Source organism: Pseudomonas mosselii (assembly GCF_005796105.1).
GTDB classification, from domain to species: Bacteria; Pseudomonadota; Gammaproteobacteria; order Pseudomonadales; family Pseudomonadaceae; genus Aquipseudomonas; species Aquipseudomonas mosselii_C.
Genome location: NZ_VAUO01000002.1, coordinates 657,736 through 682,626, shown reverse-complemented (window position 1 = coordinate 682,626; position 24,891 = coordinate 657,736). Strand labels below are relative to the sequence as shown.

24 protein-coding genes are annotated in these 24,891 nt (G+C 62.9%); 22 read left to right on the top strand and 2 right to left on the bottom strand.

Annotated features, from left to right (window positions below; translation table 11 throughout):
- Positions 1–62: 62 nt before the first annotated feature.
- The 21 genes from trmJ to FEM01_RS07990 all read left to right on the top strand — a co-directional run bounded on the left by trmJ (position 63) and on the right by FEM01_RS07990 (position 18,655).
- Positions 63–818, top strand: coding sequence for a tRNA (cytosine(32)/uridine(32)-2'-O)-methyltransferase TrmJ (gene trmJ / locus FEM01_RS08090; protein ID WP_138218909.1), 756 nt, complete (start codon positions 63–65; stop codon positions 816–818).
- A gap of 3 nt (positions 819–821) precedes the next feature.
- Positions 822–1,610 (top strand): serine O-acetyltransferase, encoded by a 789-nt coding sequence (cysE, locus tag FEM01_RS08085; protein WP_138218908.1) that lies wholly within the window; start codon positions 822–824, stop codon positions 1,608–1,610.
- Positions 1,611–1,778: 168 nt separating this feature from the next.
- Positions 1,779–2,270: a Fe-S cluster assembly transcriptional regulator IscR gene (iscR, locus tag FEM01_RS08080; protein ID WP_138218907.1), complete on the top strand. Its 492-nt coding sequence runs from the start codon at positions 1,779–1,781 to the stop codon at positions 2,268–2,270.
- A gap of 44 nt (positions 2,271–2,314) precedes the next feature.
- Positions 2,315–3,529 carry an IscS subfamily cysteine desulfurase gene (locus tag FEM01_RS08075; RefSeq protein ID WP_138218906.1) on the top strand — a complete coding sequence of 405 codons (1,215 nt, stop codon included), beginning with the start codon at positions 2,315–2,317 and terminating at the stop codon, positions 3,527–3,529.
- Between the two features lie 46 nt (positions 3,530–3,575).
- Positions 3,576–3,962, top strand: coding sequence for a Fe-S cluster assembly scaffold IscU (iscU, locus tag FEM01_RS08070; RefSeq protein WP_003248539.1), 387 nt, complete (start codon positions 3,576–3,578; stop codon positions 3,960–3,962).
- A gap of 24 nt (positions 3,963–3,986) precedes the next feature.
- The gene (gene iscA, locus FEM01_RS08065; RefSeq protein ID WP_003248536.1) at positions 3,987–4,310 is read left to right on the top strand and encodes an iron-sulfur cluster assembly protein IscA; all 324 of its coding nucleotides are present in this window, start codon (positions 3,987–3,989) and stop codon (positions 4,308–4,310) included.
- An 8-nt stretch (positions 4,311–4,318) separates the two neighbouring features.
- On the top strand, positions 4,319–4,840 hold the full coding sequence (gene hscB, locus FEM01_RS08060) for a co-chaperone HscB (protein ID WP_138218905.1): 522 nt from the start codon (positions 4,319–4,321) through the stop codon (positions 4,838–4,840).
- 43 nt (positions 4,841–4,883) lie between these two features.
- Complete coding sequence (gene hscA, locus FEM01_RS08055; RefSeq protein ID WP_138218904.1) at positions 4,884–6,746, top strand: Fe-S protein assembly chaperone HscA; 1,863 nt, start codon at positions 4,884–4,886, stop codon at positions 6,744–6,746.
- 3 nt (positions 6,747–6,749) lie between these two features.
- On the top strand, positions 6,750–7,091 hold the full coding sequence (fdx, locus tag FEM01_RS08050) for an ISC system 2Fe-2S type ferredoxin (protein ID WP_138218903.1): 342 nt from the start codon (positions 6,750–6,752) through the stop codon (positions 7,089–7,091).
- A gap of 10 nt (positions 7,092–7,101) precedes the next feature.
- A complete protein-coding gene (gene iscX, locus FEM01_RS08045; RefSeq protein ID WP_138218902.1) occupies positions 7,102–7,302 on the top strand; it encodes a Fe-S cluster assembly protein IscX in 201 nt (66 codons plus the stop codon).
- Positions 7,303–7,390: 88 nt separating this feature from the next.
- A complete protein-coding gene (gene ndk, locus FEM01_RS08040; RefSeq protein WP_138218901.1) occupies positions 7,391–7,822 on the top strand; it encodes a nucleoside-diphosphate kinase in 432 nt (143 codons plus the stop codon).
- 24 nt (positions 7,823–7,846) lie between these two features.
- The gene (gene rlmN, locus FEM01_RS08035; RefSeq protein WP_138218900.1) at positions 7,847–8,989 is read left to right on the top strand and encodes a 23S rRNA (adenine(2503)-C(2))-methyltransferase RlmN; all 1,143 of its coding nucleotides are present in this window, start codon (positions 7,847–7,849) and stop codon (positions 8,987–8,989) included.
- Between the two features lie 14 nt (positions 8,990–9,003).
- Positions 9,004–9,765, top strand: coding sequence for a type IV pilus biogenesis/stability protein PilW (gene pilW, locus FEM01_RS08030; protein ID WP_138218899.1), 762 nt, complete (start codon positions 9,004–9,006; stop codon positions 9,763–9,765).
- A complete protein-coding gene (locus FEM01_RS08025) occupies positions 9,762–10,778 on the top strand; it encodes a RodZ domain-containing protein (RefSeq protein WP_138218898.1) in 1,017 nt (338 codons plus the stop codon). The genes pilW and FEM01_RS08025 overlap by 4 nt, the downstream gene beginning before the upstream one ends.
- Positions 10,779–10,781: 3 nt before the next feature.
- Entirely contained in the window at positions 10,782–11,891 is a 1,110-nt protein-coding gene (gene ispG / locus FEM01_RS08020) for a flavodoxin-dependent (E)-4-hydroxy-3-methylbut-2-enyl-diphosphate synthase (RefSeq protein WP_138218897.1), read from the top strand.
- A 24-nt stretch (positions 11,892–11,915) separates the two neighbouring features.
- Positions 11,916–13,205: a histidine--tRNA ligase gene (hisS, locus tag FEM01_RS08015; RefSeq protein ID WP_138218896.1), complete on the top strand. Its 1,290-nt coding sequence runs from the start codon at positions 11,916–11,918 to the stop codon at positions 13,203–13,205.
- 38 nt (positions 13,206–13,243) lie between these two features.
- Positions 13,244–13,885: a tetratricopeptide repeat protein gene (locus tag FEM01_RS08010; RefSeq protein ID WP_138218895.1), complete on the top strand. Its 642-nt coding sequence runs from the start codon at positions 13,244–13,246 to the stop codon at positions 13,883–13,885.
- Positions 13,860–15,029 (top strand): outer membrane protein assembly factor BamB, encoded by a 1,170-nt coding sequence (gene bamB / locus FEM01_RS08005; RefSeq protein ID WP_138218894.1) that lies wholly within the window; start codon positions 13,860–13,862, stop codon positions 15,027–15,029. Before FEM01_RS08010 ends, bamB begins: the two co-directional genes overlap by 26 nt.
- A 117-nt stretch (positions 15,030–15,146) precedes the next feature.
- Complete coding sequence (gene der, locus FEM01_RS08000; protein ID WP_138218893.1) at positions 15,147–16,610, top strand: ribosome biogenesis GTPase Der; 1,464 nt, start codon at positions 15,147–15,149, stop codon at positions 16,608–16,610.
- A gap of 117 nt (positions 16,611–16,727) precedes the next feature.
- Positions 16,728–17,876 (top strand): pyridoxal phosphate-dependent aminotransferase, encoded by a 1,149-nt coding sequence (locus FEM01_RS07995; protein ID WP_138218892.1) that lies wholly within the window; start codon positions 16,728–16,730, stop codon positions 17,874–17,876.
- Positions 17,864–18,655 carry an amidohydrolase gene (locus tag FEM01_RS07990; RefSeq protein WP_138218891.1) on the top strand — a complete coding sequence of 264 codons (792 nt, stop codon included), beginning with the start codon at positions 17,864–17,866 and terminating at the stop codon, positions 18,653–18,655. Before FEM01_RS07995 ends, FEM01_RS07990 begins: the two co-directional genes overlap by 13 nt.
- 366 nt (positions 18,656–19,021) lie before the next feature.
- Here FEM01_RS07990 and FEM01_RS07985 read toward each other — a convergent pair whose 3' ends face one another.
- Positions 19,022–21,577, bottom strand: coding sequence for a sulfite reductase flavoprotein subunit alpha (locus FEM01_RS07985; RefSeq protein WP_138218890.1), 2,556 nt, complete (start codon positions 21,575–21,577; stop codon positions 19,022–19,024).
- Between the two features lie 121 nt (positions 21,578–21,698).
- Complete coding sequence (locus FEM01_RS07980; RefSeq protein ID WP_138218889.1) at positions 21,699–23,987, bottom strand: TonB-dependent receptor; 2,289 nt, start codon at positions 23,985–23,987, stop codon at positions 21,699–21,701.
- A 222-nt stretch (positions 23,988–24,209) separates the two neighbouring features.
- On the opposite strand from FEM01_RS07980, the gene FEM01_RS07975 reads away from it, so the two are divergent.
- Positions 24,210–24,890: a Fe2+-dependent dioxygenase gene (locus FEM01_RS07975; protein ID WP_138218888.1), complete on the top strand. Its 681-nt coding sequence runs from the start codon at positions 24,210–24,212 to the stop codon at positions 24,888–24,890.
- Position 24,891 lies beyond the last annotated feature (1 nt).

Sequence of the window (24,891 nt, the reverse complement as noted above, 5' to 3'; positions counted from 1 at the left end):
GTTACGCCCGTCGGTTCTGTAAGATCATTCGCCCCTTCTTCTGTATCCGTGAGCTCAACACCTTGTTGCAGAATATTCGTGTTGTTCTGGTCAATACCAGCCACCCCGGTAACATCGGCGGCGCTGCACGTGCCATGAAAAACATGGGCCTGTCGCGCCTGGTGCTGGTCCAGCCACTGGATTTCCCTGCTGCGGACGCCCGCGCCCGTGCCTCGGGCGCCGACGATGTGCTCGACGCCGCCGTGGTGGTCGAAACCCTGGAGCAGGCGCTGGCCGGCTGTAGCTTGGCGATTGGCACCAGCGCCCGCGAGCGCAGCATCCCTTGGCCGCTGCTCGATCCGCGCGAGTGTGCGGGCAAGGCCGTCGAGCGTGCCGCTGGCGGTGAGGAAATCGCCCTGGTATTCGGTCGCGAGCACGCAGGCCTGACCAACGACGAGCTGCAGCGATGTCACTTTCACGTGCACATCCCCTCCAATCCCGACTTCAGCTCGCTGAATCTGGCTGCCGCAGTCCAGGTGCTCGCCTACGAGGTGCGCATGGCCTGGCTGGCAGTTCAGGGCGAGCCGTCGAAAGCCGTGAAGGACGACGCCTGCGAACTGGCGACCCTGGATGAGATGGAGCGATTCTACGACCACCTGGAGCAAACCCTGGTGGGTATCGGCTTCCTCGATCCTGAAAAGCCCAAGCACCTGATGGCTCGCCTGCGCCGGCTGTACGGGCGCAGTTCGGTAGAGCGTACGGAAATGAGTATTTTGCGCGGCATCCTCACCGAGACCCAGAAGGTCGCCCGGGGTGAGCCGCATAAGAAGAAGGACTGATCGATGTTCGAACGTCTGCGTGAAGATATCCAGAGTGTGTTCCACCGTGACCCGGCAGCGCGTAATGCCTTCGAAGTGTTGACCTGCTATCCGGGCATGCATGCCATCTGGCTGCACCGCCTGGGTAATGCCCTGTGGCGCCGCGACTTCAAGTGGTTGGCGCGGCTGGTGTCCAACTTCGGGCGCTGGATGACCGGGATCGAGATCCATCCGGGTGCGACCATCGGTCGGCGTTTCTTCATCGACCACGGCATGGGTATCGTGATTGGCGAAACCGCCGAGATCGGTGATGACGTGACGCTCTATCAGGGTGTCACGCTTGGTGGCACCAGTTGGAACAAGGGCAAGCGTCACCCAACCCTGGAAAACGGTGTGGTGGTCGGTGCTGGTGCCAAGGTGCTGGGTCCGTTCACCGTCGGCGCCGGGGCCAAGATCGGCTCCAATGCCGTGGTCACCAAGGCGGTACCGGCAGGCGCTACGGCGGTGGGTATTCCAGGGCGTATCATCGTCAAGCACGAAGATGACGCGGTGCAAGCCAAGCGCAAGGCAATGGCCGAGAAGATCGGCTTCGACGCCTATGGCGTCAGCGGTGACATGCCTGACCCGGTGGCGCGGGCCATTGGCCAGATGCTCGACCATTTGCAGGCAGTCGATGAACGCCTCGAAGGCATGTGTGGCGCGCTGACCCGCATGGGCAGTGACTACTGCGCCAAGGAGCTGCCCGCGCTACCCGCCGACGAGTTTGCCGAGGCCTGCGCCGAGGCCAAGCAGGGCGACACTCAGCCGCACTGATTGCGTCTTGCCGATACAAGGGGCGTGTGCTCGCGCCCCTTGTCTGCTACACTCGCGCCCGCCTTCCGCATGCTTACCCGACTAAAGCACTAGGTCTAATAGTTGACTTAAATGCTCGGGAATCGCATACTCGCACACATCCTGTAACTCCCGTGGTAACCATACGCCATGCGACTGACTACCAAAGGCCGATACGCCGTGACCGCCATGCTTGATCTGGCGTTGCACGCGCAGCATGGGCCGGTGTCTTTGGCCGATATTTCCGAGCGCCAGGGCATTTCCCTCTCTTATCTGGAGCAGCTGTTCGCCAAGCTGCGCCGCAGCAGCCTGGTTTCCAGCGTGCGCGGCCCGGGCGGCGGATACCAGCTGTCGCGCGGTATGGAAACCATCCAGGTGGCCCAGGTCATCGATGCAGTCAACGAATCGGTCGATGCCACCCGTTGCCAGGGCCTGGGGGATTGCCATGCCGGTGATACCTGCCTGACTCACCACCTGTGGTGCGATCTGAGCCAGCAGATCCATGAATTTCTCAGTGGCATCAGCCTGGCCGACCTCGTCGTGCGCCGTGAGGTGCAGGAAGTCGCCCAGCGCCAGGACCTGCGCCGCGTCGCGGGCCGTACCGCACAGCTGGACAAGATTGAGACGTCCGCCGTCGACTGAATTAGCCGCGATGAGCGACGCCACCGCCTGATAGGAGATACTCAATGAAGTTGCCGATCTACCTCGATTACTCCGCGACCACCCCGGTCGACCCGCGCGTTGCCCAAAAAATGGCCGACTGCCTGCTGGTCGACGGGAACTTCGGTAACCCGGCCTCGCGCTCCCACGTGTTCGGCTGGAAAGCTGAAGAAGCCGTGGAAAACGGTCGCCGTCAGGTTGCCGAGCTGATCAACGCCGACCCGCGCGAAATCGTCTGGACCAGCGGTGCCACCGAGTCCGATAACTTGGCCCTCAAAGGCGTGGCGCACTTCTATCAGACCAAGGGCAAGCACATCATCACCTCCAAGATCGAGCACAAGGCGGTCCTGGACACCGCTCGCCAGCTCGAGCGCGAAGGTTTCGAAGTCACCTACCTCGAGCCAGGCGAAGACGGCATCGTTACCCCAGCCATGGTCGAAGCCGTGCTGCGTGACGACACCATCCTGGTCTCGCTGATGCACGTGAACAACGAAGTCGGCTCGATCAACGACATTGCCGCGATTGGTGAACTGACCCGTTCGCGTGGTGTGTTGTTCCACGTCGATGCCGCCCAGTCGGCCGGCAAGGTCGAGATCGATCTGCAAAAGCTGAAAGTTGACCTGATGTCGTTCTCGGCCCACAAAGCCTACGGTCCTAAAGGTATCGGCGCGCTGTATGTCAGCCGCAAGCCTCGCGTGCGTCTGGAAGCCATTATCCATGGTGGCGGTCATGAGCGCGGCATGCGCTCGGGTACGCTGCCGACCCACCAGATCGTCGGCATGGGCGAAGCCTTCGCCATCGCCAAGCAGGAAATGGCTGCCGAGAACCTGCGTATCAAGGCCCTGAGCGAGCGCTTCTTCAAGCAGGTCTCCGACCTCGAAGAGCTGTACGTCAACGGCAGCCAGACTGCCCGCGTGCCGCACAACCTGAACCTGAGCTTCAACTACGTCGAAGGCGAGTCGCTGCTGATGTCGCTCAAGGACATCGCCGTTTCGTCCGGTTCGGCCTGCACCTCCGCTTCGCTCGAGCCGTCCTATGTCCTGCGTGCCCTTGGCCGCAACGACGAACTGGCGCACAGCTCGATTCGCTTCTCTTTCGGCCGCTTCACCAGCGAAGAAGAAGTCGACTATGCGGCGCAGAAAGTCTGCGAAGCCGTGAACAAGCTGCGTGAGCTGTCGCCCCTGTGGGACATGTACAAAGACGGCGTCGACATCTCCAAGATCGAGTGGGCCGCCCACTAAGCAGTCGCCGGCAAGAGCGGCTCCCTGATGAGGAAGGAATTGCACCATGGCATACAGTGAAAAGGTCATCGACCACTACGAAAACCCACGCAACGTCGGCAAGATGAATGCCGAGGACCCGGATGTCGGGACCGGCATGGTCGGCGCGCCGGCCTGCGGTGACGTGATGCGTCTGCAGATCAAGGTCAACGAGCAAGGCGTCATCGAAGACGCCAAGTTCAAGACTTACGGCTGTGGTTCGGCCATCGCCTCCAGCTCCCTGGCTACCGAGTGGATGAAGGGCAAGACCCTGGACGAAGCCGAAACCATCAAGAACACCCAGTTGGCCGAAGAGCTGGCACTTCCGCCGGTCAAGATCCACTGCTCGGTACTTGCCGAGGATGCCATCAAGGCTGCCGTACGCGATTACAAGCAAAAAAAAGGCTTGATCTAAGTCGCCGCGAGGTAAGGAGTTCCGATGGCTATCAGCATGACAGAAGCCGCCGCCAACCACATTCGCCGCTCCCTCGACGGGCGCGGCAAAGGTGAGGGCATTCGCCTGGGCGTGCGCACCACCGGCTGCTCGGGCCTGGCCTACGTGCTGGAATTCGTTGACGAGCTGGCCGACGAAGACCAAGTGTTCGAGAACCATGGCGTGAAGGTCATCATCGACCCCAAGAGCTTGGTGTATCTCGACGGCACCGAGCTGGACTTCGTCAAGGAAGGGTTGAACGAAGGCTTCAAGTTCAACAACCCCAACGTGCGCGGTGAGTGTGGCTGCGGCGAAAGCTTCAACGTCTGAGGCGGGCCGTGGGTACTCTCTGTCATTTCGCTCTGTTCGACCTGCAACCGGGCTTCAAGCTGGACCTGGAGCGGCTTGCCACGCGTTACCGCGAGCTGGCCCGCGAGGTCCATCCTGATCGCTTCGCCGACGCTTCCGAGCGTGAGCAGCGCGTTGCCCTGGAAAAGTCCGCGGCGCTCAACGATGCCTACCAGACCTTGCGCAGTGCACCGCGTCGTGCGCGTTACCTGCTGGCCATCGGTGGCCATGAGGTGCCTCAGGAAGTCACCGTTCACGACCCTGACTTCCTGTTGCAGCAGATGCAGTGGCGCGAAGAACTCGAAGACTTGCAGGACGAAGCCGACCTCGAGGGTGTCGCGGTGTTCAAAAAGCGCCTGAAGGCTGCCCAGGACACCCTTAACGAGGACTTCGCCGCCTGTTGGGATGTAGCTGCCCAGCGCGACCAGGCCGAGCGCCTGATGCGCCGTATGCAGTTCCTCGACAAGCTCGCCCAAGAAGTGCGCCAACTCGAAGAGCGCCTCGACGATTAACCCCGGCGTCGCCCGTGACGACGCCTAAGGTACCCCGACAAGCATGGCCCTACTGCAGATCGCCGAACCCGGTCAGAGCCCCCAGCCGCACCAGCGCCGCCTGGCGGTGGGTATAGACCTGGGCACCACCAACTCTCTTGTCGCCGCCGTACGCAGTGGGCGCAGCGAACCGCTGCCCGATGCGCAGGGCAGCGTCATCCTGCCGTCCGCAGTACGTTACCTGGAAGCAGGTATCGAGGTCGGCCAGGCTGCACGCGAAGCGGCTCCAAGCGACCCTTTGAACACCATCATGTCGGTCAAGCGCCTGATGGGGCGCGGCCTGGCAGACGTCAAGCAACTGGGTGAGCAACTGCCTTATCGCTTCGTCGGTGGCGAGTCGCACATGCCGTTCATCGACACGGTGCAGGGCGTCAAGAGCCCGGTGGAGGTGTCTGCCGACATCCTCAAGGTGCTGCGCCAGCGCGCCGAGCAAACGCTCGGTGGTGAACTGGTTGGTGCCGTGATTACCGTGCCGGCCTACTTCGACGATGCCCAGCGCCAAGCCACCAAGGACGCTGCGCGTCTGGCCGGCCTGAATGTGCTGCGTTTGCTCAACGAACCGACCGCCGCTGCCGTTGCCTATGGCCTGGACCAGAACGCCGAAGGCGTGGTGGCGATTTTCGATCTGGGCGGTGGCACCTTCGACATTTCCATCCTGCGCCTGACCGCTGGCGTGTTCGAAGTGCTGGCCACTGGTGGCGATACCGCCCTGGGTGGTGATGACTTCGACCACGCCATCGCCGGCTGGATCATCGAGCAGGCGGGGCTTAGCGCCGACCTCGACCCGGCCACCCAGCGCCTGCTATTGCAGACGGCCTGCGCCGCCAAGGAAGCCCTGACCGACGCCGATGCCGTCAGTGTCAGCCACGGCGCCTGGCAGGGCGAACTCAGCCGCGCTGCGTTCGAAAGCATGATCGAGCCACTGATCGCCCGCAGCCTCAAGGCCTGCCGCCGCGCCGTGCGCGACAGCGGTATCGAGCTTGAAGACGTTGGCGCAGTGGTCATGGTTGGCGGTTCGACCCGTGTACCCCGTGTGCGCGAAGCCGTGGGTACGCTGTTTGGCCGCACACCGTTGACCTCCATCGACCCGGATCAGGTGGTCGCCATTGGCGCCGCTGTCCAGGCCGATACCCTGGCCGGCAACCGTCGCGAGGGTGGCGAACTGCTGCTGCTCGATGTCATCCCGCTGTCGCTGGGTCTTGAGACCATGGGCGGGCTGATGGAAAAAGTGATTCCGCGCAACACCACCATTCCGGTGGCCCGTGCCCAGGAGTTCACGACGTACAAAGACGGCCAGTCGGCCATGATGATCCACGTGCTGCAAGGTGAGCGCGAGCTGATCAGTGACTGCCGCTCGTTGGCGCGCTTCGAGCTGCGTGGCATTCCGGCCATGGTCGCCGGTGCTGCGAAAATCCGCGTTACCTTCCAGGTGGATGCCGATGGCCTGCTCAGCGTTGCCGCGCGTGAACTGGGGTCGGGCGTCGAGTCGAGCATCCAGGTCAAGCCCTCGTATGGCCTGACTGACGGCGAGATCGCGCGCATGCTCAAGGACTCGTTCGAGCACGCAGGCTCCGACAAACACGCGCGTCAGCTGCGTGAGCACCAAGTCGACGCCGAGCGCCTGCTCGAAGCGGTACAAGGTGCCCTGGATGCCGACGGCGAGCGTCTGCTCAGCAGTGACGAGCGCGACGCCATCGCCTTCCAGATGCAGGAACTACGTGATTTGCTGGCCGGCACCGATGGCGCTGCCATCGAGCAACAGACCAAGCGTCTGTCGCAGGTGACCGATGCTTTTGCCGCCCGTCGCCTTGATTCGACGGTCAAAGCCGCACTGGCCGGGCGCAACCTGAATGAGATCGAGGAGTAATCGATGCCGCTGGTGACATTCCTGCCGCATGAGAAGTTCTGCCCCGAAGGGCTGAGCGTGGAAGTACCGACCGGGACCAACATCCTGGAGCTGGCCCACGACCATCACATCGAGATGGAAAGCGCCTGCGGCGGCGTCAAGGCCTGCACCACCTGCCACTGCATCGTGCGCAAGGGCTTCGACTCGCTGGATGAGGCTGACGAGCTCGAAGAAGACATGCTGGACAAGGCCTGGGGCCTGGAAGCGCAGTCACGCCTGGGCTGTCAGGTGGTGGTGGGCGATCAAGACCTGACCATCGAGATCCCCAAGTATTCGCTCAACCACGCCGCCGAAGCGCCGCACTGAGGAGGCCTGCATGAGTCTGAAATGGATTGATGTACTTGAGATCGCCATCGAGCTTGCAGAAAGCAAGCCTGAGGTCGATCCTCGTTACGTGAATTTCGTCGATCTGCACCGTTGGGTGCTGGCACTGCCTGCGTTCAGCGACGATCCGTCGCGCGGCGGCGAGAAAGTGCTCGAAGCCATCCAGGCGGCCTGGATCGAAGAAGCCGACTGAGCGCACGCTGCAGGTTAGGCAATCCCCTGGAACCCGCGTATAATTCGCGGGTTTAATTTTTCGCAATACTCATTTTCTGGAGTTTTCCATGGCTGTTCAACGTACTTTCTCCATCATCAAGCCTGACGCTGTTGCCAAGAACGTCATCGGCGAGATCACCACTCGCTTCGAGAAAGCCGGCCTGCGCGTCGTTGCCTCGAAAATGAAGCAACTGTCCAAAGCCGAAGCCGAAGGCTTCTACGCCGAGCACAGCGCTCGCGGCTTCTTCGCTGACCTGGTTGCCTTCATGACTTCCGGTCCGGTCGTTGTTCAGGTACTGGAAGGCGAGAACGCTGTTCTGGCTAACCGCGAGCTGATGGGTGCCACCAACCCGAAAGAAGCCGCTGCCGGCACCATCCGTGCTGACTTCGCCGTTTCCATCGACGAGAACGCCGTTCACGGTTCCGACTCGGAAGCTTCGGCTGCCCGCGAAATCGCTTACTTCTTCTCCGCTACCGAGCTGTGCGACCGCATTCGCTAAGCGAAGCAGGTCTTGGGTGATTCCATGAGTGACATGACTGGCAAGATCAACCTGTTGGGCCTGCCCCTCCAGGAAATGGAAAAATTCTTCGAGTCCATCGGAGAGAAGCGTTTTCGTGCCGGTCAGGTCATGAAATGGATTCACCACTATGGCGTCGACGATTTCGCCGCCATGACCAATGTCGGCAAGGCCTTGCGCGAAAAGCTCGAGGCCGTTGCCGAGATTCGGGGGCCGGAAGTGGTCAGCGAAGACATTTCCGCCGACGGTACCCGTAAATGGGTGATCCGCGTTGCCTCCGGCAGCTGCGTCGAGACCGTCTACATCCCCACCGACGATCGCGGTACCCTGTGCGTGTCGTCGCAAGCCGGTTGTGCCCTGGACTGCAGCTTCTGCTCCACCGGCAAGCAAGGCTTCAACAGCAACCTCACCGCCGCCGAAGTGATCGGTCAGGTGTGGCTTGCGAACAAATCCTTCGGGACCGTCCCGGCCAAGATCGACCGCGCCATCACCAACGTGGTCATGATGGGTATGGGCGAGCCCCTGCTGAATTTTGACAATGTCATCGCCGCCATGAAGATCATGATGGAAGATCTGGGCTATGGCATTTCCAAGCGCCGCGTCACCCTGTCCACTTCGGGCGTGGTGCCGATGATCGACGAGTTGGCCAAGCACATCGACGTGTCGCTGGCCCTGTCGCTGCATGCGCCCAACGATGAGTTGCGCAACAAGCTGGTGCCGCTGAACAAGAAGTACCCGCTCAAGGTGCTGCTGGATTCCTGCATGGGCTACATGTCCACGCTGGGCGGCAAGCGCGTGCTGACCGTCGAGTACACGTTGCTCAAGGACGTCAACGACCAGCCCGAACACGCGGCGCAGATGATCGAACTGCTGCGTGACGTGCCGTGCAAGATCAACCTGATTCCTTTCAACCCGTTCCCGCATTCGGGCTACGAGCGGCCGAGCAACAATGCCATCCGCCGCTTCCAGGACCTGCTGCACCACGGCGGTTTCAACGTCACCACCCGCACCACCCGCGGTGACGACATCGACGCCGCCTGTGGTCAGTTGGTCGGGCAGGTTAACGACCGTACCCGTCGAAGCGAGCGCTACATCGCCGTGCGTCAGCTTGCCGCCGACGAGCCGCAAGACAGCGCCGCGCGCCTCTGACGAGCAGGCCATCCATGACCCTGCGCGCTGCGCTGTCGATCCTCACGCTTGCGCTGCTGGCCGGCTGCGTGTCGGGTGGCGCCAGCGATCCACTGGCCACGCGTCAGGGCCGCGAGCAGGCGAGCCGGGCGTATGTGCAGCTTGGGCTGGGTTATCTGCAACAAGGACTGACCGCGCAGGCTAAGGCTCCGCTGGCCAAGGCATTGGCGCTCGACAGCCGCGATGCCGACGCGCATGCCGCCTTGGCGTTGGTGTTTCAGGCCGAGGGTGAGCCGCAACTGGCCATGCAGCATTTCGAAAAAGCCCTGGCCATACGTTCGAGTGACACGCGAATCCGCAACAACTACGGCAGTTTCCTATATGCTCAGGGGCGGTTCGCCGAGGCCCAGGCAATGTTTCGCCTGGCCGCCGCCGATACCTTGTATCCTGAACGCTCCCGGGTGTATCAGAACCTCGGCCTGACGGCACGCAAGCTGGGTGAGGGCGAGCAGGCCCGCGAGTATCTGGAAAAAGCCCTCCGGCTCGATCAGCGGCAACCGAAAGCGTTGCTTGAAATGGCTGAGTTGTCCTACGAAAACAGGCATTATGTGCCGGCCTGGGACTACTACGATCGTTTCAGCCAACTGAGCGACCAGAGCGCCCGTAGCCTGCTGCTAGGCAGCCGCCTGGCCATTGCCCTTGACGATCAGGGCAGTGCGGCCCGGATGGGCCAGCAATTACAACGACTTTATCCCGGTACGCCGGAATATCAGCAATACCTGTCGGAGCAACGATGAAAGCCGCTCACACCGAAGTAGCAGCAGCGCCTCGCCACAATCCCGGGGATGTCTTGCGCCAGGCCCGCGAGCAGCGGGAATGGAGCCAGGCTGAGGTCGCAAAAAAGCTCAACCTTACGGTTTCTTCGCTGAACAACCTTGAAACTGGCGCTTTCGACAAGCTGCCCGGGCATACCTTCGCCCGTGGTTACATCCGTGCCTACGCCAAACTGATGGACATGGATCAAGCACCCTTGGTGGCTGCGTTCGACCAGATCACCGGTACCCACGCCCAAGGCAGTGATGTGCACTCGCTGGGTCGCATCGAAGAACCGGTGCGCCTCTCGCATAACATCCTGCGGGTGGTTAGCCTGGTGTTGCTGGTAGCGGTTATCGGAGGCGGTTTCGTCTGGTGGCAGGACCAAGGTAGCTTGCGTGGCAAGGACCTGGCCAAGATCGCGCTGGAGCACGTCGAGGTCGAGAGTGCCGACGGCACCACCCAGATTCACCCGCTGGACGAGCCGGAAGACCAGGCCGTCAGTGAAGCGCAGCAGCCAGAAGGCCAGGTATTGCCGCTGGAGCCGGTCAATGGGAGCGAAGCGCCAGCCGCCAGCGAAGAGACGCCGATAGCTGTCGCTCCGGCCGCGAGCGCTGCGGCACCGGCGGTGGCCAGCACGCCTGCTGCTACGCCAGCACCTGCCGCTCCGGCGGCCCCTGCGGCACCCACTGCCAGCGTCGCCCCGGTTGCGCCGGTTGCCAGCGTTCCAGCCGCACCCGCCGTTGCACCTGCCGGCAGCGCCAAGGTACACATCCAGTTCACCGCCGATTGCTGGACCCAGGTCACCGATGGCAACGGCAAGGTGCTGTTCAGCGCCATCAAGCGCAAGGGCGACAGCCTCGATCTGACCGGCCAGCCACCGTTCGCGGTTCGCCTTGGGTTCGCCCGCGGCGCCCAGGTGAGCTACAACGGCCAGGCAGTCGATGTGGCCCCGTTCACCAGTGGCGAGACCGCTCGCCTGAAGTTGGGACAGTAAGTCATGCACGGCGAATCTCCGATCAAACGTCGCGAATCCCGCAAAATCTGGGTCGGCAATGTGCCGGTGGGCGGCGATGCGCCCATCGCGGTGCAGAGCATGACCAACACCGACACCAACGATGTGGCCGCCACCGTGGGTCAGATCCAGCGCCTGGTCGATGCAGGGGTGGACATCGTTCGCGTCTCGGTCCCGGACATGGACGCCGCCGAGGCCTTCGGCAAGATCAAGCAGCAGGTCAGCGTGCCGTTGGTCGCCGACATCCACTTCGACTACAAGATCGCGTTGCGCGTGGCTGAGCTGGGCGTCGACTGCCTGCGCATCAACCCGGGCAACATCGGTCGCGAAGACCGCGTGCGTGCGGTGGTCGACGCCGCCCGTGACCGTGGCATCCCGATCCGTATCGGTGTCAATGCGGGCTCTTTGGAAAAAGACCTGCAGAAGAAGTACGGCGAGCCGACCCCGGCAGCCCTGGTCGAGTCTGCGCTGCGCCATGTCGAGCACCTCGACCGCCTGGATTTCCAGGATTTCAAGGTCAGCGTCAAGGCATCCGATGTGTTCATGGCCGTCGAAGCCTACCGCCAGTTGGCCCGGCAGATCGTGCAGCCGCTGCACCTGGGCATCACCGAAGCCGGTGGCCTGCGTTCGGGAACGGTGAAATCCGCAGTCGGCATCGGTATGCTGCTGGCCGAAGGCATCGGCGACACCATCCGTATTTCGCTGGCGGCCGATCCTGTCGAAGAAGTGAAGGTCGGCTACGACATCCTCAAGTCGCTGCACCTGCGTTCGCGTGGCATCAACTTCATCGCCTGCCCGAGCTGCTCGCGGCAGAACTTCGATGTGGTCAAGACCATGAACGAGCTGGAAGGGCGCCTGGAAGACCTGCTGGTGCCGCTGGACGTGGCGGTGATCGGTTGCGTGGTCAACGGACCGGGCGAAGCCAAGGAGTCCCATGTAGGGCTCACCGGTGGTACGCCGAACCTGGTGTACATCGATGGTAAGCCATCGCAGAAGCTGAACAACGAGAACCTGGTCGACGAGCTGGAAAAGCTCATTCGCCAGAAAGCGGCCGAGAAGGTCGAGGCCGACGCGGTGCTGATCGCCCGCGGCTGATACACAGATTCGTAAGGACTTTTCGTGAGCAAATCGCTGCAAGCCATTCGTGGCATGAACGACATCCTGCCCGAGCAGTCGCCGCTGTGGCGCTACTTCGAAGGCACCGTGGCCGGCCTGCTGGACAGCTACGGCTACAGCCAGATCCGTACGCCGATCGTCGAGTTCACCGAGCTGTTCAAGCGCTCTATCGGTGAAGTCACCGATATCGTCGAAAAAGAGATGTACACCTTCGAGGATCGCAACGGCGATTCACTCACCCTGCGTCCCGAAGGCACCGCCGCGTGCGTGCGTGCCGTGCTCGAACACGGGATCACCGGCAACGGCCAGGTGCAGAAACTCTGGTATGTGGGGCAGATGTTCCGCCACGAGCGCCCGCAGAAAGGCCGCTACCGCCAGTTCCACCAGATCGGCGTCGAGGTGTTCAACCTCGACGGCCCAGATGTGGATGCCGAGCTGATCATGCTCACCTGGCGCCTGTGGGGCCTGCTGGGGATCCAGGACGCCGTGCAGTTGCAGCTCAACAGCCTGGGCACCAGTGAAGCCCGCGCCCGCTACCGTGACGCGCTGGTCGACTACCTGTCGGCGCGCCTGGAGCAACTGGACGAAGACAGCCAGCGCCGCCTCAAGAGCAACCCGCTGCGCATCCTCGACAGCAAGGACCAGAACACCCAAGCCGTGCTGGTCGACGCGCCCAAGCTCGAAGACTACCTCGATGAAGAATCCCGCGTGCACTTCGAAGGCCTCAAGGCCCGTCTCGATACCGCGGGCATTCCGTTCGTGATCAACACCAAGCTGGTACGTGGCCTGGACTACTACAGCAAGACCGTGTTCGAGTGGGTCACCGACAAGCTCGGTGCCCAGGGCACCGTCTGCGCCGGTGGCCGCTACGACGGCCTGGTCGAGCAGATGGGCGGCAAGCCGACCCCAGGCGTTGGTTTCGCCATGGGTATCGAGCGTCTGATCCTGCTGCTGGAAACCCTCGACAAGGTGCCCGCATCCATCAGCCGGACCATCGATGTGTACCTCTGTGCGTTCGGTGATGCCGCTGAACTGGCTGGCCTGCGCCTGAGCGAAAGCCTGCGCGACCGCCTGCCGGGCCTGCGCCTGGCGGTGAACGCCGGTGGTGGTAGCTTCAAGAGCCAGTTCAAGAAAGCCGACAAGAGCGGCGCGCTGTTCGCCCTGATCCTGGGCGACGACGAACTTGCCCAGCAGACGATTGGCGTCAAGCCCCTGCGTGGCCAGGGCGAACAACAGAACATTGCCTGGGATGCTCTGGCAGAGCACCTGGAAACCGCGATCGCCCAGGCGTAACGCGGTTCAACAACGAATAGGCGAAAAGGAGTATTGGGGTGTCGAGTACCGATGATGATGATCTGGCAGGCGTCAAGGACTGGTGGAACCGCAACGGCAAGCCGCTGCTGACCGGTGCACTGCTGGCCGGCGTGGTGGTGATGGGCTGGCAGACCTGGCACAAGTACCAGGCTAACCAGTCGCAAGGCGCCTCGGCGCTGTACCAGGCCCTGTTGGAAACCTCGCTGACCCCGAGCGGCCAGCCCGACACGGCCAAGGTTGCCGAGCTGTCCGGCAAGCTCAAGAGCGAGTTCGCCGGTACCGCCTACGCCCAGTACGGCAGCCTGTTCGTAGCCAAGGTCGCGGTGGACAGCGGCAAGCTGGACGACGCTGCCAGCGAGTTGAAAAGCGTGCTGGACAAGCCAGCCGACGCCACCCTGGGCGAGATTTCGCGTCAGCGCCTGGCGCGTGTTCTGGCCGCACAGGACAAAGCCGAAGAGGCCCTCAAGCTGCTCGACGGCGACACCGACAAGGCGTTCCAGGCCAGCCGCGAGGAGCTCAAGGGCGACCTGCTGGTTCAGCTGGGGCGCGCCGATGACGCCCATAGCGCCTACGAAAAAGCCAAGGCCGCGCTGTCTGACGACGCCGCGATCGGTGGCCTGCAACTGAAGCTGGATGACCTGGCCAAAGGGGACGCCTGAAGTGAAGGGTTGGAAACAAGCAGCAGTGCTCACCCTCGCCGTGTTGGCCGCGGGTTGCAGCAGCAACAGCAAGAAGGAACTGCCACCGGCCGAACTGACCAAGTTCACCGAGGAAGTGGTGCTGAAGAAGCAGTGGAGCCGTTCGATCGGTGACGGCCAGGGCGAGACCTACAACACCCTGGTACCGGCTATCGAGAACGACCGCATCTACGCTGCCGATGTCAACGGCAAGGTCTTCGCCCTCGACCGCAACAACGGTGACGTGGTCTGGAAAAAAGACCTCGAGTTGCCTGTTTCCGGCGCCGTCGGCGTGGGTTACGGCCTGCTGATGCTGGGCACCCTCAAGGGTGAAGTCGTGGCCCTGGACTCCAGCACCGGTGAAGAGCGTTGGCGTGCGCGCGTGACCAGCGAAGTGCTGGCCCCGCCTGCCAATAACGGCGACGTGGTGGTGGTACAGACCCAGGACGACCGTCTGATCGGTCTCGACGCCGCCACTGGCGAGCGCCGCTGGATCTACGAAAACACCCCGGCGGTGCTCACCCTGCGTGGCACCGGTGCGCCGATCGTCACTAACCGTTTGGCCGTCGCTGGCCTGTCCACCGGCAAGGTGGTGGCGGTAGACATCAGCAACGGCGTGCCCGTTTGGGAGAGCCGCGTGGCTATTCCGCAGGGCCGTTCCGAGCTGGATCGTGTGGTGGACATTGACGGCGGCTTGCTGCTATCCGGTGGCACGCTCTATGTTGGCACCTACCAGGGCCGTGTGGCTGGCCTGGACCTGGAAAGCGGCCGTGTGCTGTGGCAGCGTGATGCGTCCAGCTACGTTGGCGTGGCCCAGGGCTTCGGCAACGTCTACGTGAGCGAGGCATCGGGCACCGTCGAAGGTATCGACGAGCGTTCCTCCAGCGCGCTGTGGAGCAACGACAGCATGGCCCGTCGCCAACTGTCGGCGCCTGAGGTGTTCTCCAGCTATGTGGCGGTCGGTGACTTCGAAGGTTACCTGCACCTGCTCAGCCAGGTCGATGGTCGCTTCGTCGGCCGTGAGCGTATCGACAGCGATGGTCTGCGCGCCCGCCCTCTGGTAGTCGGCGACACCATCTATGTCTTTGGCAACAGCGGCAAGCTTGAGGCATTGACCATCCGCTGAAGCTAAGCTTGGGGCTCTGACCGGCCCCGGGCCGCGGTGCATGATGCGCCGCCCGAATACCGGCCGCTGCCTTGCAGCGGCCTTTGCATTTTCAAGAATTCAAGAGTGGAGAGCCGCATGGTTCCCGTAATCGCCCTGGTGGGCCGGCCGAACGTCGGCAAATCCACCCTGTTCAACCGCCTGACCAAGACCCGCGATGCCATCGTCGGTGACCTGTCGGGCCTGACCCGTGACCGCCAGTATGGCGATGCCAGCTGGCAGGGTCGTTCGTACATCCTCATCGACACCGGCGGTATCACCGGTGACGAAGTGGGCATGGACGAGAAAATGGCCGAGCAGTCGCTCATGGCCATCGAAGAAGCCGACTACGTGCTGTTCCTGGTCGATGCCCGTGCCGGCATGACCGCCGCCGACCAGATGATCGCCGATCACCTGCGCAAGCGGAACAAAGCGGCGATCCTGGTCGCCAACAAGATCGACAACATCGATCCTGATATCGCGCGTGCCGAGTTCTCGCCGCTGGGCATGGGCAACGCCATCCCGGTGGCTGGCTCTCAGGGGCGCGGCATCAACGCGCTGATGGAGTCGCTGCTCGGCCACATTCCGCGCGACCCTGAAGAAGAAGCCCTGGACGAGGAGGTCGCCGAAGGCGAGGAAGCCACGCGCATTCCAGGTCCGAGCGAGAAGGATGGCATCAAGATCGCCATCATCGGTCGCCCCAACGTTGGCAAGTCCACGCTGGTCAACCGCATGCTCGGTGAAGAGCGCGTGGTGGTGTACGACCAGCCGGGCACTACCCGCGACAGTATCTACATCCCGTTCGAGCGCGATGGCGAGAAGTACACCTTCATCGACACAGCCGGTGTGCGCAAGCGCGGCAAGATCCACGAGGAAGTCGAAAAGTTCTCGGTGGTGAAGACGCTGCAGGCGATCAAGGACGCCAACGTGGTGATCTTCGTCATGGATGCCCGCGAAGGCGTGGTCGACCATGACTTGAACCTGCTGGGCTTCGCCCTGGACGCTGGCCGCGCCGTGGTCATCGCCCTGAACAAGTGGGACGGCATGGAGTCGGGCGAGCGTGACTACGTCAAGACCGAGCTGGAGCGCCGGCTGTTCTTCGTCGACTTTGCCGATATCCACTTCATCTCGGCCTTGCACGGCACGGGCGTGGGCCATCTGTACAAGTCGGTACAGGCTGCGTTCAAGTCGGCGGTGACCCGCTGGCCGACCAGCCGCCTGACGCAGATCCTCGAAGACGCCATCAGCGTGCACCAGCCGCCGCTGGTCAACGGGCGTCGGATCAAGCTGCGCTACGCCCACCTCGGGGGGGCCAACCCGCCGCTGATCGTGATCCACGGTAACCAGACCGACAAGATCCCCAACTCCTACTCGCGTTACCTGGAGAACACCTATCGCCGCGTGCTCAAGCTGGTCGGCACGCCGATCCGCATCGAGTACAAGGGCGGTGACAACCCGTTCGAGGGCAAGAAGAACACCCTCACCGATCGTCAGGTCAACAAGAAGCGCCGCTTGATGTCGCACCACAAGAAGGCTGAGAAGAAGCGTCGCGACAAGCGCTGACAGGCGCAACCGGCAAGCTTCAAGCTGCAAGAAGAAGCAAACGGTGATTCACGCCGCTTTTTCTTGCAGCTTGAAGCTTGTAGCTTATAGCTCTCAGTCCCCAGGAAAGAGGGCTCCATGATTCGCAGCAAACTGCCGAACGTCGGCACGACCATCTTCACCACCATGTCGCAACTGGCCGTCCAGACCGGTGCGCTGAATCTCTCCCAAGGCTTTCCCGACTTCAATGGCCCGCAGGCGTTGCTCGATGCCGTCGGCCGCCATGTGAGCGCCGGGCATAACCAGTATGCGCCGATGACCGGCCTGCCGGCACTGCGTCAGCAGGTGGCGGCGAAGGTCGCGCGCCTGTACGGCGTGAACGTCGATGCCGAGCAGGAAGTGACCATCACCCCCGGTGCCACCGAGGCGATCTTCTGCGCAATCCAGGCGGTGATCCACGCCGGAGACGAGGTGATCGTGTTCGACCCAAGCTACGACAGCTACGAGCCTTCGGTGGAGCTGGCAGGGGGGCGTTGCGTGCATGTGCCGCTCAGCGACGAAGGTTTCAGCATCGACTGGCAGCGTTTCAGCGATGCCCTGAGCCCGCGTACGCGCATGGTCATCCTCAACTCGCCGCACAATCCCAGCGGCGCGCTGATCAGCCGTGACGACCTGGACCAGTTGGCGTGCCTGATCGGCGAGCGCGATATCTACCTGGTCAGCGATGAGGTCTACGAGCACCTGATCTACGATGGTGTGCGCCATGCCAGCGTGCTGGCCCACGAGCAGTTGTACTCACGCGCCTTTGTCGTCAGTTCGTTCGGCAAGACCTACCACGTCACGGGTTGGAAGACCGGCTATGTAATCGCGCCACCGGCCTTGAGCACAGAACTGCGCAAGGTGCACCAGTACGTCAACTTCTGTGGCGTCACGCCGCTGCAATGTGCCCTGGCCGACTTCATGGCCGAGCACCCGGAGCATATCGACGAGTTGCCTGGTTTCTACCAGGCCAAGCGCGACCTGTTCTGCGACTTGTTGCAGGATTCGCGCTTCACCTTCACCCGCACGCCTGGTACGTACTTCCAGCTGGTCGACTACCGTCAGATCCGCCCCGACCTGAACGATGTGGAGATGGCCCTGTGGCTGACCCGCGAGCATGGCGTGGCCAGTATTCCCGTGTCGGTGTTCTACCAGCGCCCCATGCCTGAGCAACGTCTGGTGCGCCTGTGCTTTGCCAAACGAGAGGAGACGCTGCGAGAGGCGGCGGAACGACTATGCGCGATCTGAGTGCACTGCCCAACTTGAGAGTCGCCTTGGTCCAGACCACCCTGGCATGGCACGACCGCGAGGCCAACTACGCCCATTTCGAGGAACTGATCGGCCAGGTGGGCGAGGTGGATCTGGTGATCCTGCCGGAGATGTTCACCACCGGCTTCTCGATGGATTCCGAAAGCCTCGCCGAGCCGGAAAATGGCCCGACCTATAAATGGCTGAAGGCCCAGGCCAAGAAAGCCAACGCGGTGATCACCGGTAGCGTGATCATCCAGGCCGCCGATGGCAGCCACCGCAACCGATTGTTGTGGGCTCGGCCCGATGGCGAGTTGTTGCACTACGACAAGCGCCACTTGTTCCGCATGGCCGGAGAGCACAAGCATTACACCCCGGGCGAGCGCCAGGTGCAGTTCGAACTCAAGGGCTGGCGGATTCGTCCGCTGATTTGCTATGACCTGCGCTTCCCGGTGTGGAGCCGTGATGCTCAGGATACCGATCTGCTGTTGTACACCGCCAACTGGCCGGCGGCGCGCCGTTTGCACTGGAACCGCCTGCTACCGGCGCGGGGCATCGAGAACCTGTGCTTCGTGGCGGCGGTGAACCGCGTGGGCACCGATGGCAAGGGCTTTGCCTATTCCGGCGACAGCCAGGTGCTGGATTTCCAGGGCGAGAGCCTGCTCAGCGCAGGGGAGGCCGATGGCGTGTTCACCGTGGAACTGAGGGCGGCGGAACTGGCGGCCTACCGCACGCGCTTCCCTGCCAACCTGGATGCCGATACCTTCGCCCTGCACTGAGGCGTCGCCAGTCCCCTGTAGGAGCGGCCTTGTGTCGCGAACGGGCTGCGTAGCGGCCCCAGGATTTGTGCCGCATGCAAAATCGCCTGGGCTGCTGCGCAGCCCGTTCGCGACACAAGGCCGCTCTCATAGAACTACACATAACTTGTTGATTTAGCAGGGACCTGTGGGAGCGGGCTTGCCCGCGAACACCGGCGAAGCCGGTGCCATACACCGAGTCGCCTGCTTCGCGGGCAAGTCGGGGCGCCGAACCGCCGCTCCCACAGGGTACGCGGAGCGCTTGCGAAATCAGTTCTCTGCGCGACAGCGCAGCCCAAAGGGCTGGGTAATCTCCTACAGGGACTGCGACCTCAGCTTAGATGGGCATCAGTACACATCCCGCCGATACCGCCCATCCTCGATCAATTGCTGCACACGGGCTTGCCCAAGCACACCCTGCAACGCCGCATCCACCCCGGCAGCCATGCCATGCAGGCTGCCGCATACGTACACGCAAGCGCCATCATCGATCCAGCGCTTGAACTCGGCGGCCTGTTGAAGCAGCACATCCTGCACATACACTTTCTCTGCCTGGTCCCGCGAAAACGCAAGGTCCAGCCGTGCCAGCTCACCCGTAGCCAGCCAGCCTTGCAGCTCGGCGCCACACAGCAGGTCGTGGGCGCGGTTGCGTTCGCCGAACAGCAGCCAGTTGCGTGTCTCGCCGCCAGCGATACGCGCCTTGATCAGGCTGCGCAGTCCGGCCAGGCCAGTGCCGTTGCCGATCAGTACCATCGGTGCCGGAGCTGCCGGCAGGTGGAAAGCACTGTTGCGGCGCAGGCGCAGGCTGACGCTTGCGTCCAGCGGCAGGTATTCGGTGAGCCAGCCGGAGCCCAGGCCCAACTGGCCGTCGGGGTGGCGTTCCTGGCGCACGATCAGCTCCAGCTCGCCATCGCTGGCAATCGAGGCGATGGAGTATTCGCGCGTTGCCAATGGGATCAGCGCGTCGACCAAGGCTTGGGCGTGCAGGCCGATCAGGTGTTCGCGGCTGCTCGGCAACTGGCGGCTGGCCAGCGCCTGGCTCAGGGTTTCGCGCAGGCCGTCCAACTCAACTGGGCTTTGCGGGTCCAGGCCCAGCCCGGCGAGCAGCGCGTCGACGCGCGGTTGGCCGTTGCGCGGCAGGATTTCCACCAAGTCGCCGGCTTCCCAGCTAGACGGTGTTTGCGCTTGCAGGCCGAGCAGGTAGACCGGTGCGCCCTGGCTGCCGGGGTTGAGCAGCGTGCGGCGGGCCAGGCGCCAGTTGCCGAAGCTTGGCGGTTGCCAGGCGGTTACCGCCTGGGCGCCGGTGAGTTGCGCCAGCTCCTGGTGCCACAGCTGCAATGCGCCAGGGTCGGCGTTGTCCACCTCCACCGGGCTGAAGGCGCTGCTGGCGCCACGCTCGCTCAACCAGGCTTGCAACCTGCGGGCAAACCCGCAGAAGTGCGGATACTGGCGGTCGCCCAGGGCGAGCAGGGCGTAGTCCAGGTGCGCCAGCGCCCAGGGTTGGCCGATGACCTTGCGTTCGAAGGCACGGGCGCTATCGGGCGCTTCGCCATCGCCGAAGGTACTGACTACGAACAAGGCGCGGTTGGCTTGGCGCAGCTCGGTTTCGCCCAGCTCGGCCAAAGCGCGCACCTGCACCGGGTAGCCTGCGGCCTGAAGTTGGCCGGCGCTCTGCCAGGCCAGTTGCTCGGCCAAGCCGCTCTGGCTGGCGAAGCCGATCAGCCAGCTATCGCCGCTGTTGCCAGTGGCGCCTACCGCACCACGCGCCGCGCGCACCTGGCGCTTCTTGCGGCGACGGTCGAGGTAGAGCAGCCAGCCGGTGACGAAGAACAGCGGCATGCTCAGGCTGGCGAGGGTGACGATGATGCGTCCTGGCAGGCCGAAGTATTCGCCCACGTGCAGGGCATAAACGCTTTGCAGCAGTTGCGCCTTGAAGGATTTTTCGGTGTAGCGGTCGTGGTTTTTCACCGTGCCGGTGGCAGGATCCAGCACCAAGGTATTGAAGGCGCGCGAGTGTGCAGCGTCCTCCAGCAGGTAGAACAGGTTGGCCGGCTGGCCGCCTACCGGTGGCAGTCGCAGGTTGTAGGCCGCGAGGCTCGGCCCTGCGTCATTCTTGAGGCTGCTCCAGATGGCGTCGTAGTCCACCACCAAGGGCGCTGCGTTCTTGTCGAGCTGGGGCGGTCCGTGGCGCCTGCCACGGCCTTCTCCGCGCTTTTGCTCACTGGCCGCGGGCTTGTCGGCAAGCCATGCGTTCAGGCCTTGGCGGTACCAGTCGTAGGACCAGAACAGCCCGGTCAGGGCGAACAGCAGGTAGAACAGCAGGCACCAGGTACCGAACACGGCGTGCAGGTCCCAATTGAAGGCGCGGCCTTTCTTGGCCCAGTCCAGGGTTAGCCAGGTACGCCAGTTCAGGGCCTTGCGCGGCCAGCGCAGGTACAGGCCCGACAGGCAGAAGAAGATCAGCATCAGGGTGCAGGCCCCGGTGATCTGCCGGCCGGTTTCACCCATGGCAAGGAAACGGTGCAGGTTGAGCATCAGGTTGAAGAAGCCGGCGCCGGCCACATCACCTTTGAGCGCGCCGGTGTAGGGGTCGGCGTAGCGCAGCGTGCCGCGACGCTCGCCAGGCGGCGGGGTGAAGAATATCCGTGCGGCATTGCCTTGGCGCACATCGACCCAGAGCATCGAAACCTTCTCGCCCTGGGCGGCTTCGACCCGGCGCACCAGCTCTGCCGGTGGCAACACGCCTTGCGGGCGGACTTCGACCTTGAGCGTATCGGTATTGAAGGTACGCAGCAGTTCTTCCTGGAACGAATACAGCGCACCGGTGATGCCCATCACGGCTAGCACGAGGCCGGCCGTGATGCCAAACAACCAGTGCAATTGAAACAGCGTCTTCTTCACCACATCGATCACCTTGTCTTGCCGCTCGAGCGCCAGCGGCGTGCATTATGCCTTCATACGCGAAAACCCCGTCCACTGAATGGGCGGGGCTTTGCCACTTGCCTGAGCGCGGTTGGCCGCTGAATCAGAAGTGCAAGCGGGTGCTCAGTAACGCGGTGCGACCTGCCGCCTGGTTGGCGAAGTGGGTCGCGAACGCCTTGTCGTAGTAGGTCTTGTCGGTCAGGTTCTGCACGTTCAACTGCAAGTCGATGTGCTTGGTCAGCTTGTAGCTGGCCATGGCGTCGTAACGCCAGTAGGACGGCACATACGTCGAGTTGGCGACGCTGCCCCAGACTTTGTCGACGAAGAATGCGCCCCCGCCGAGGGTCAGCTTGTCGGTGACCGCGTAGGTGTTCCACAGGCTGAAGCTGTTCTTCGGCGTGTTGCCCAGCTCGTTGCCGTTGGTCAGTGCTTCGACGAAGATCGGTGCCAAGGCAGTGCCGATGTTCACCTTGCCGCCATCGATCTGTTCGCTGTCCAGGTAGCTGTAGCCAGCGAATACCTGCCACTTGGCGGTGAGCTTGCCCGAGGCTGACAGCTCGACACCGTCCACACGCGTCTGGCCCGCGTTCTCATAGGTATTGAGGTTGGTCAGGACACGGGTGTTTTCCTTTTCAGTGCGGAAGATCGCCGCGCTCAGCGACAAGCGCTGGTTGAACAGGTCCCATTTGGTGCCGATTTCGTAGTTGGTGGTTTCTTCCGGCTGCATGTCGTTCTTGACGGCTCCGGTGGTCACCGGGTTGCCATCGGTGCCTTCGCCCAGCATCGAGCCGGTCGGGGTGGCCGAGGTGGCATACGAGACGTAGATGCTGCCGTTGTCACGCGGTTTCCACACCAGGCCAACCTGGCCGGTGACGAACTCGCTGACGTCCTCGCCCTTGTTCTGGAAGCCGCTGGTGACGGTGGTCACGCCGCTGGCATTGTAGGTGCGGAACTTGGTGGTGAAATGGTCGTAGCGCAGCCCCAGGTTGAGCAGCCATTGCGGATCGAGTTCTAGGGTGTCGAAAGCATAGAGCGCGCGGGTGGTACTGCTGGTGTCGGTGCCCGCGTAATTGCGGCTGATGGTGCCTGTCCATGCGTCGTCCGGGTTCGGGTCGTCCAACGAGGTACAGCTGCCGCCGTTGCTTGGGCCGGTACAGGTGGTGATCCTGCTGTTCGGGCTGACCAGGTAGCTCTGGCGGGTGGCGTCCTCGTGGCTCAGCTCGATGCCGGTCGAGAAGTTGTTCTTGAAACCGCCCAGGTAGAACTCGCCGAACAGGTCGGTCTGGTTGGTGGTGGTGGCGGTGTTGCCGACACGGCTGTTGGCGCGGCGCCACACGCCGTTGTTGATCACGTTGCCGGCGCTGTCGTCGGGCTGGGTCAGCACGTAGTCCTGCATGCTGTTGCCATGGCGCAGGGTGTTCTTGACGGTCAGGCTGTCGCTCAGGTCGTGTTCGATGCTGAAGGTGCCGATGTCTGTGCGGGTCTTGCGAAAGTCCCGGCTGGTCAGGCCGTAGAAGTTGCTGCTGTCGCCGCCATCGGTGGGCTTGTCGGGGCTGGCAGCGGTATGGGTTCGGCCCACCGAGTAGCCATACGGGATGCCCGAGTCGGGCAGGTCGTCGCTTTCTACGTGGTAAAAATCAAGGTTCACACGCGTTGGCGTGCCCAGGCCGAAAGCCAGCGACGGGGCGATCCCCCAGCGGTCGTAGTTGACCTTGTCGCGGCCGGCGACGTTGCTTTCATGGCTCATCAGGTTCAGACGCCCGGCGGCGCTGTCGCTGAATTGATAGTTGCCATCGAACGTGTAGCGTTGGGTCTGGTCCGAACCCCAGGTGTAGCCAGCGTCCAGCGAGTCTCCCAGGTGGGCTTTCTTGCTCACCAGGTTGATGCTGCCGCCGGCCGAGCCGCGACCACCCATGGCCGAGTTCGGCCCTTTGCTGACCTCGACCGATTCCACCGCGAAGATTTCGCGGGTCTGTGCGCCGGTGTCACGCACACCGTCGATCATGGTGTCGCTCTGCGCGTCGAAGCCGCGAATGAACGGACGGTCGCCTTGCGGGTTGCCACCTTCTCCGGCGCCCATGGTGATGCCGGGCACCGTGCGCAGGGCGTCCTGCAGGGTCAGGGCATTGGTGTCCTTGATCACTTGCTGTGGGATCACGGTGACCGAGCGTGGCGTGTCTACCAGTGGCGCGGTGTATTTGTGCGACGCGGCTTGCTCGACCTTGTAGTCGGTGCTCGCCTGTTCGGCCTGGCCACTGACGCTGGTGGCGTCGAGGGTGATGGTCGCCGGGGCGACCGGATCGGCGGCATACGCGGAAGTGGCGGTGATTGCCATGCCGATGGCAGAGGCGAGCCGGCGTGGTGAGCTGACAGCGTGTGGCACGTGACGCATGGTTGTAGACCTTCCCCAAGGTTCGAAGGCGGCGGATGGTAATGTAAGCGAATGTAAGGAACAATTGAGAAGCGTTACCATTCGTGAGGAATTTACATTCTTTACAAATTTCCCTTACGGTTTTCGTGGGCTCATGCGTCTCTTCGTGACGAAGGGGGCTTGTGGTACGTAAAAGGGAATCAATATCATTGCCACCCCTTTGCCGAGCCAGGTGCCATCGTCATGCTGCTTCACATTCCCGGGCTGTTCGACGCTGACGAAATCCAGCGAATCCGCCAGGCCCTGGAGCAGGCCGACTGGGCCGATGGCAAGGCAACCGCCGGTTATCAGTCGATCAAGGCCAAGCACAATCTGCAATTGCCCGAGGCGCATGCCCTGGCCAAGGAGATCGGCAGTGCGCTGATCGATCGGCTGTGGCGCAACCCGTTGTTCATGTCGGCGGCGTTGCCGCACAAGGTATTTGCGCCGCTGGTCAACTGCTACCGCGAGGGTGGTCATTTCGATTTCCACATCGACAACGCCCTGCGCCAGCCCAAGGGCAGCCCGGATCGGGTGCGCACCGACCTGTCCTCGACCCTGTTCCTCAGCGACCCTGAGAGCTACGACGGCGGCGAGCTGGTGATCCAGGACACCTACGGCGTGCAACAGGTCAAGCTGGCTGCCGGCGACCTGGTGCTGTACCCAGGGACCAGCGTACACAAAGTCAATCCGGTGACCCGTGGTACGCGTTATGCGGCGTTCTTCTGGACCCAAAGCCTGGTGCGCGACGATGGCCAACGTACGCTGCTGTTCGGGATGGACAACGCCATCCGCCAGCTCAGCGCCGATGTACCGGATCATCCGTCGCTGCTGCAACTGACCGGCACCTATCACAACCTGTTGCGCCGCTGGGCGGAGGTTTGAG

Coding starts and splice junctions, on each gene's coding strand:
- cysE (WP_138218908.1), top strand. CDS start 822: ATGTTCGAACGTCTGCGTGAAGATATCCAGAGTGTGTTCCACCGTGAC.
- iscR (WP_138218907.1), top strand. CDS start 1,779: ATGCGACTGACTACCAAAGGCCGATACGCCGTGACCGCCATGCTTGAT.
- FEM01_RS08075 (WP_138218906.1), top strand. CDS start 2,315: ATGAAGTTGCCGATCTACCTCGATTACTCCGCGACCACCCCGGTCGAC.
- iscU (WP_003248539.1), top strand. CDS start 3,576: ATGGCATACAGTGAAAAGGTCATCGACCACTACGAAAACCCACGCAAC.
- iscA (WP_003248536.1), top strand. CDS start 3,987: ATGGCTATCAGCATGACAGAAGCCGCCGCCAACCACATTCGCCGCTCC.
- hscA (WP_138218904.1), top strand. CDS start 4,884: ATGGCCCTACTGCAGATCGCCGAACCCGGTCAGAGCCCCCAGCCGCAC.
- fdx (WP_138218903.1), top strand. CDS start 6,750: ATGCCGCTGGTGACATTCCTGCCGCATGAGAAGTTCTGCCCCGAAGGG.
- iscX (WP_138218902.1), top strand. CDS start 7,102: ATGAGTCTGAAATGGATTGATGTACTTGAGATCGCCATCGAGCTTGCA.
- ndk (WP_138218901.1), top strand. CDS start 7,391: ATGGCTGTTCAACGTACTTTCTCCATCATCAAGCCTGACGCTGTTGCC.
- rlmN (WP_138218900.1), top strand. CDS start 7,847: ATGAGTGACATGACTGGCAAGATCAACCTGTTGGGCCTGCCCCTCCAG.
- pilW (WP_138218899.1), top strand. CDS start 9,004: ATGACCCTGCGCGCTGCGCTGTCGATCCTCACGCTTGCGCTGCTGGCC.
- FEM01_RS08025 (WP_138218898.1), top strand. CDS start 9,762: ATGAAAGCCGCTCACACCGAAGTAGCAGCAGCGCCTCGCCACAATCCC.
- ispG (WP_138218897.1), top strand. CDS start 10,782: ATGCACGGCGAATCTCCGATCAAACGTCGCGAATCCCGCAAAATCTGG.
- bamB (WP_138218894.1), top strand. CDS start 13,860: ATGACCTGGCCAAAGGGGACGCCTGAAGTGAAGGGTTGGAAACAAGCA.
- der (WP_138218893.1), top strand. CDS start 15,147: ATGGTTCCCGTAATCGCCCTGGTGGGCCGGCCGAACGTCGGCAAATCC.
- FEM01_RS07995 (WP_138218892.1), top strand. CDS start 16,728: ATGATTCGCAGCAAACTGCCGAACGTCGGCACGACCATCTTCACCACC.
- FEM01_RS07990 (WP_138218891.1), top strand. CDS start 17,864: ATGCGCGATCTGAGTGCACTGCCCAACTTGAGAGTCGCCTTGGTCCAG.
- FEM01_RS07980 (WP_138218889.1), bottom strand. CDS start 23,987: ATGCGTCACGTGCCACACGCTGTCAGCTCACCACGCCGGCTCGCCTCT.
- FEM01_RS07975 (WP_138218888.1), top strand. CDS start 24,210: ATGCTGCTTCACATTCCCGGGCTGTTCGACGCTGACGAAATCCAGCGA.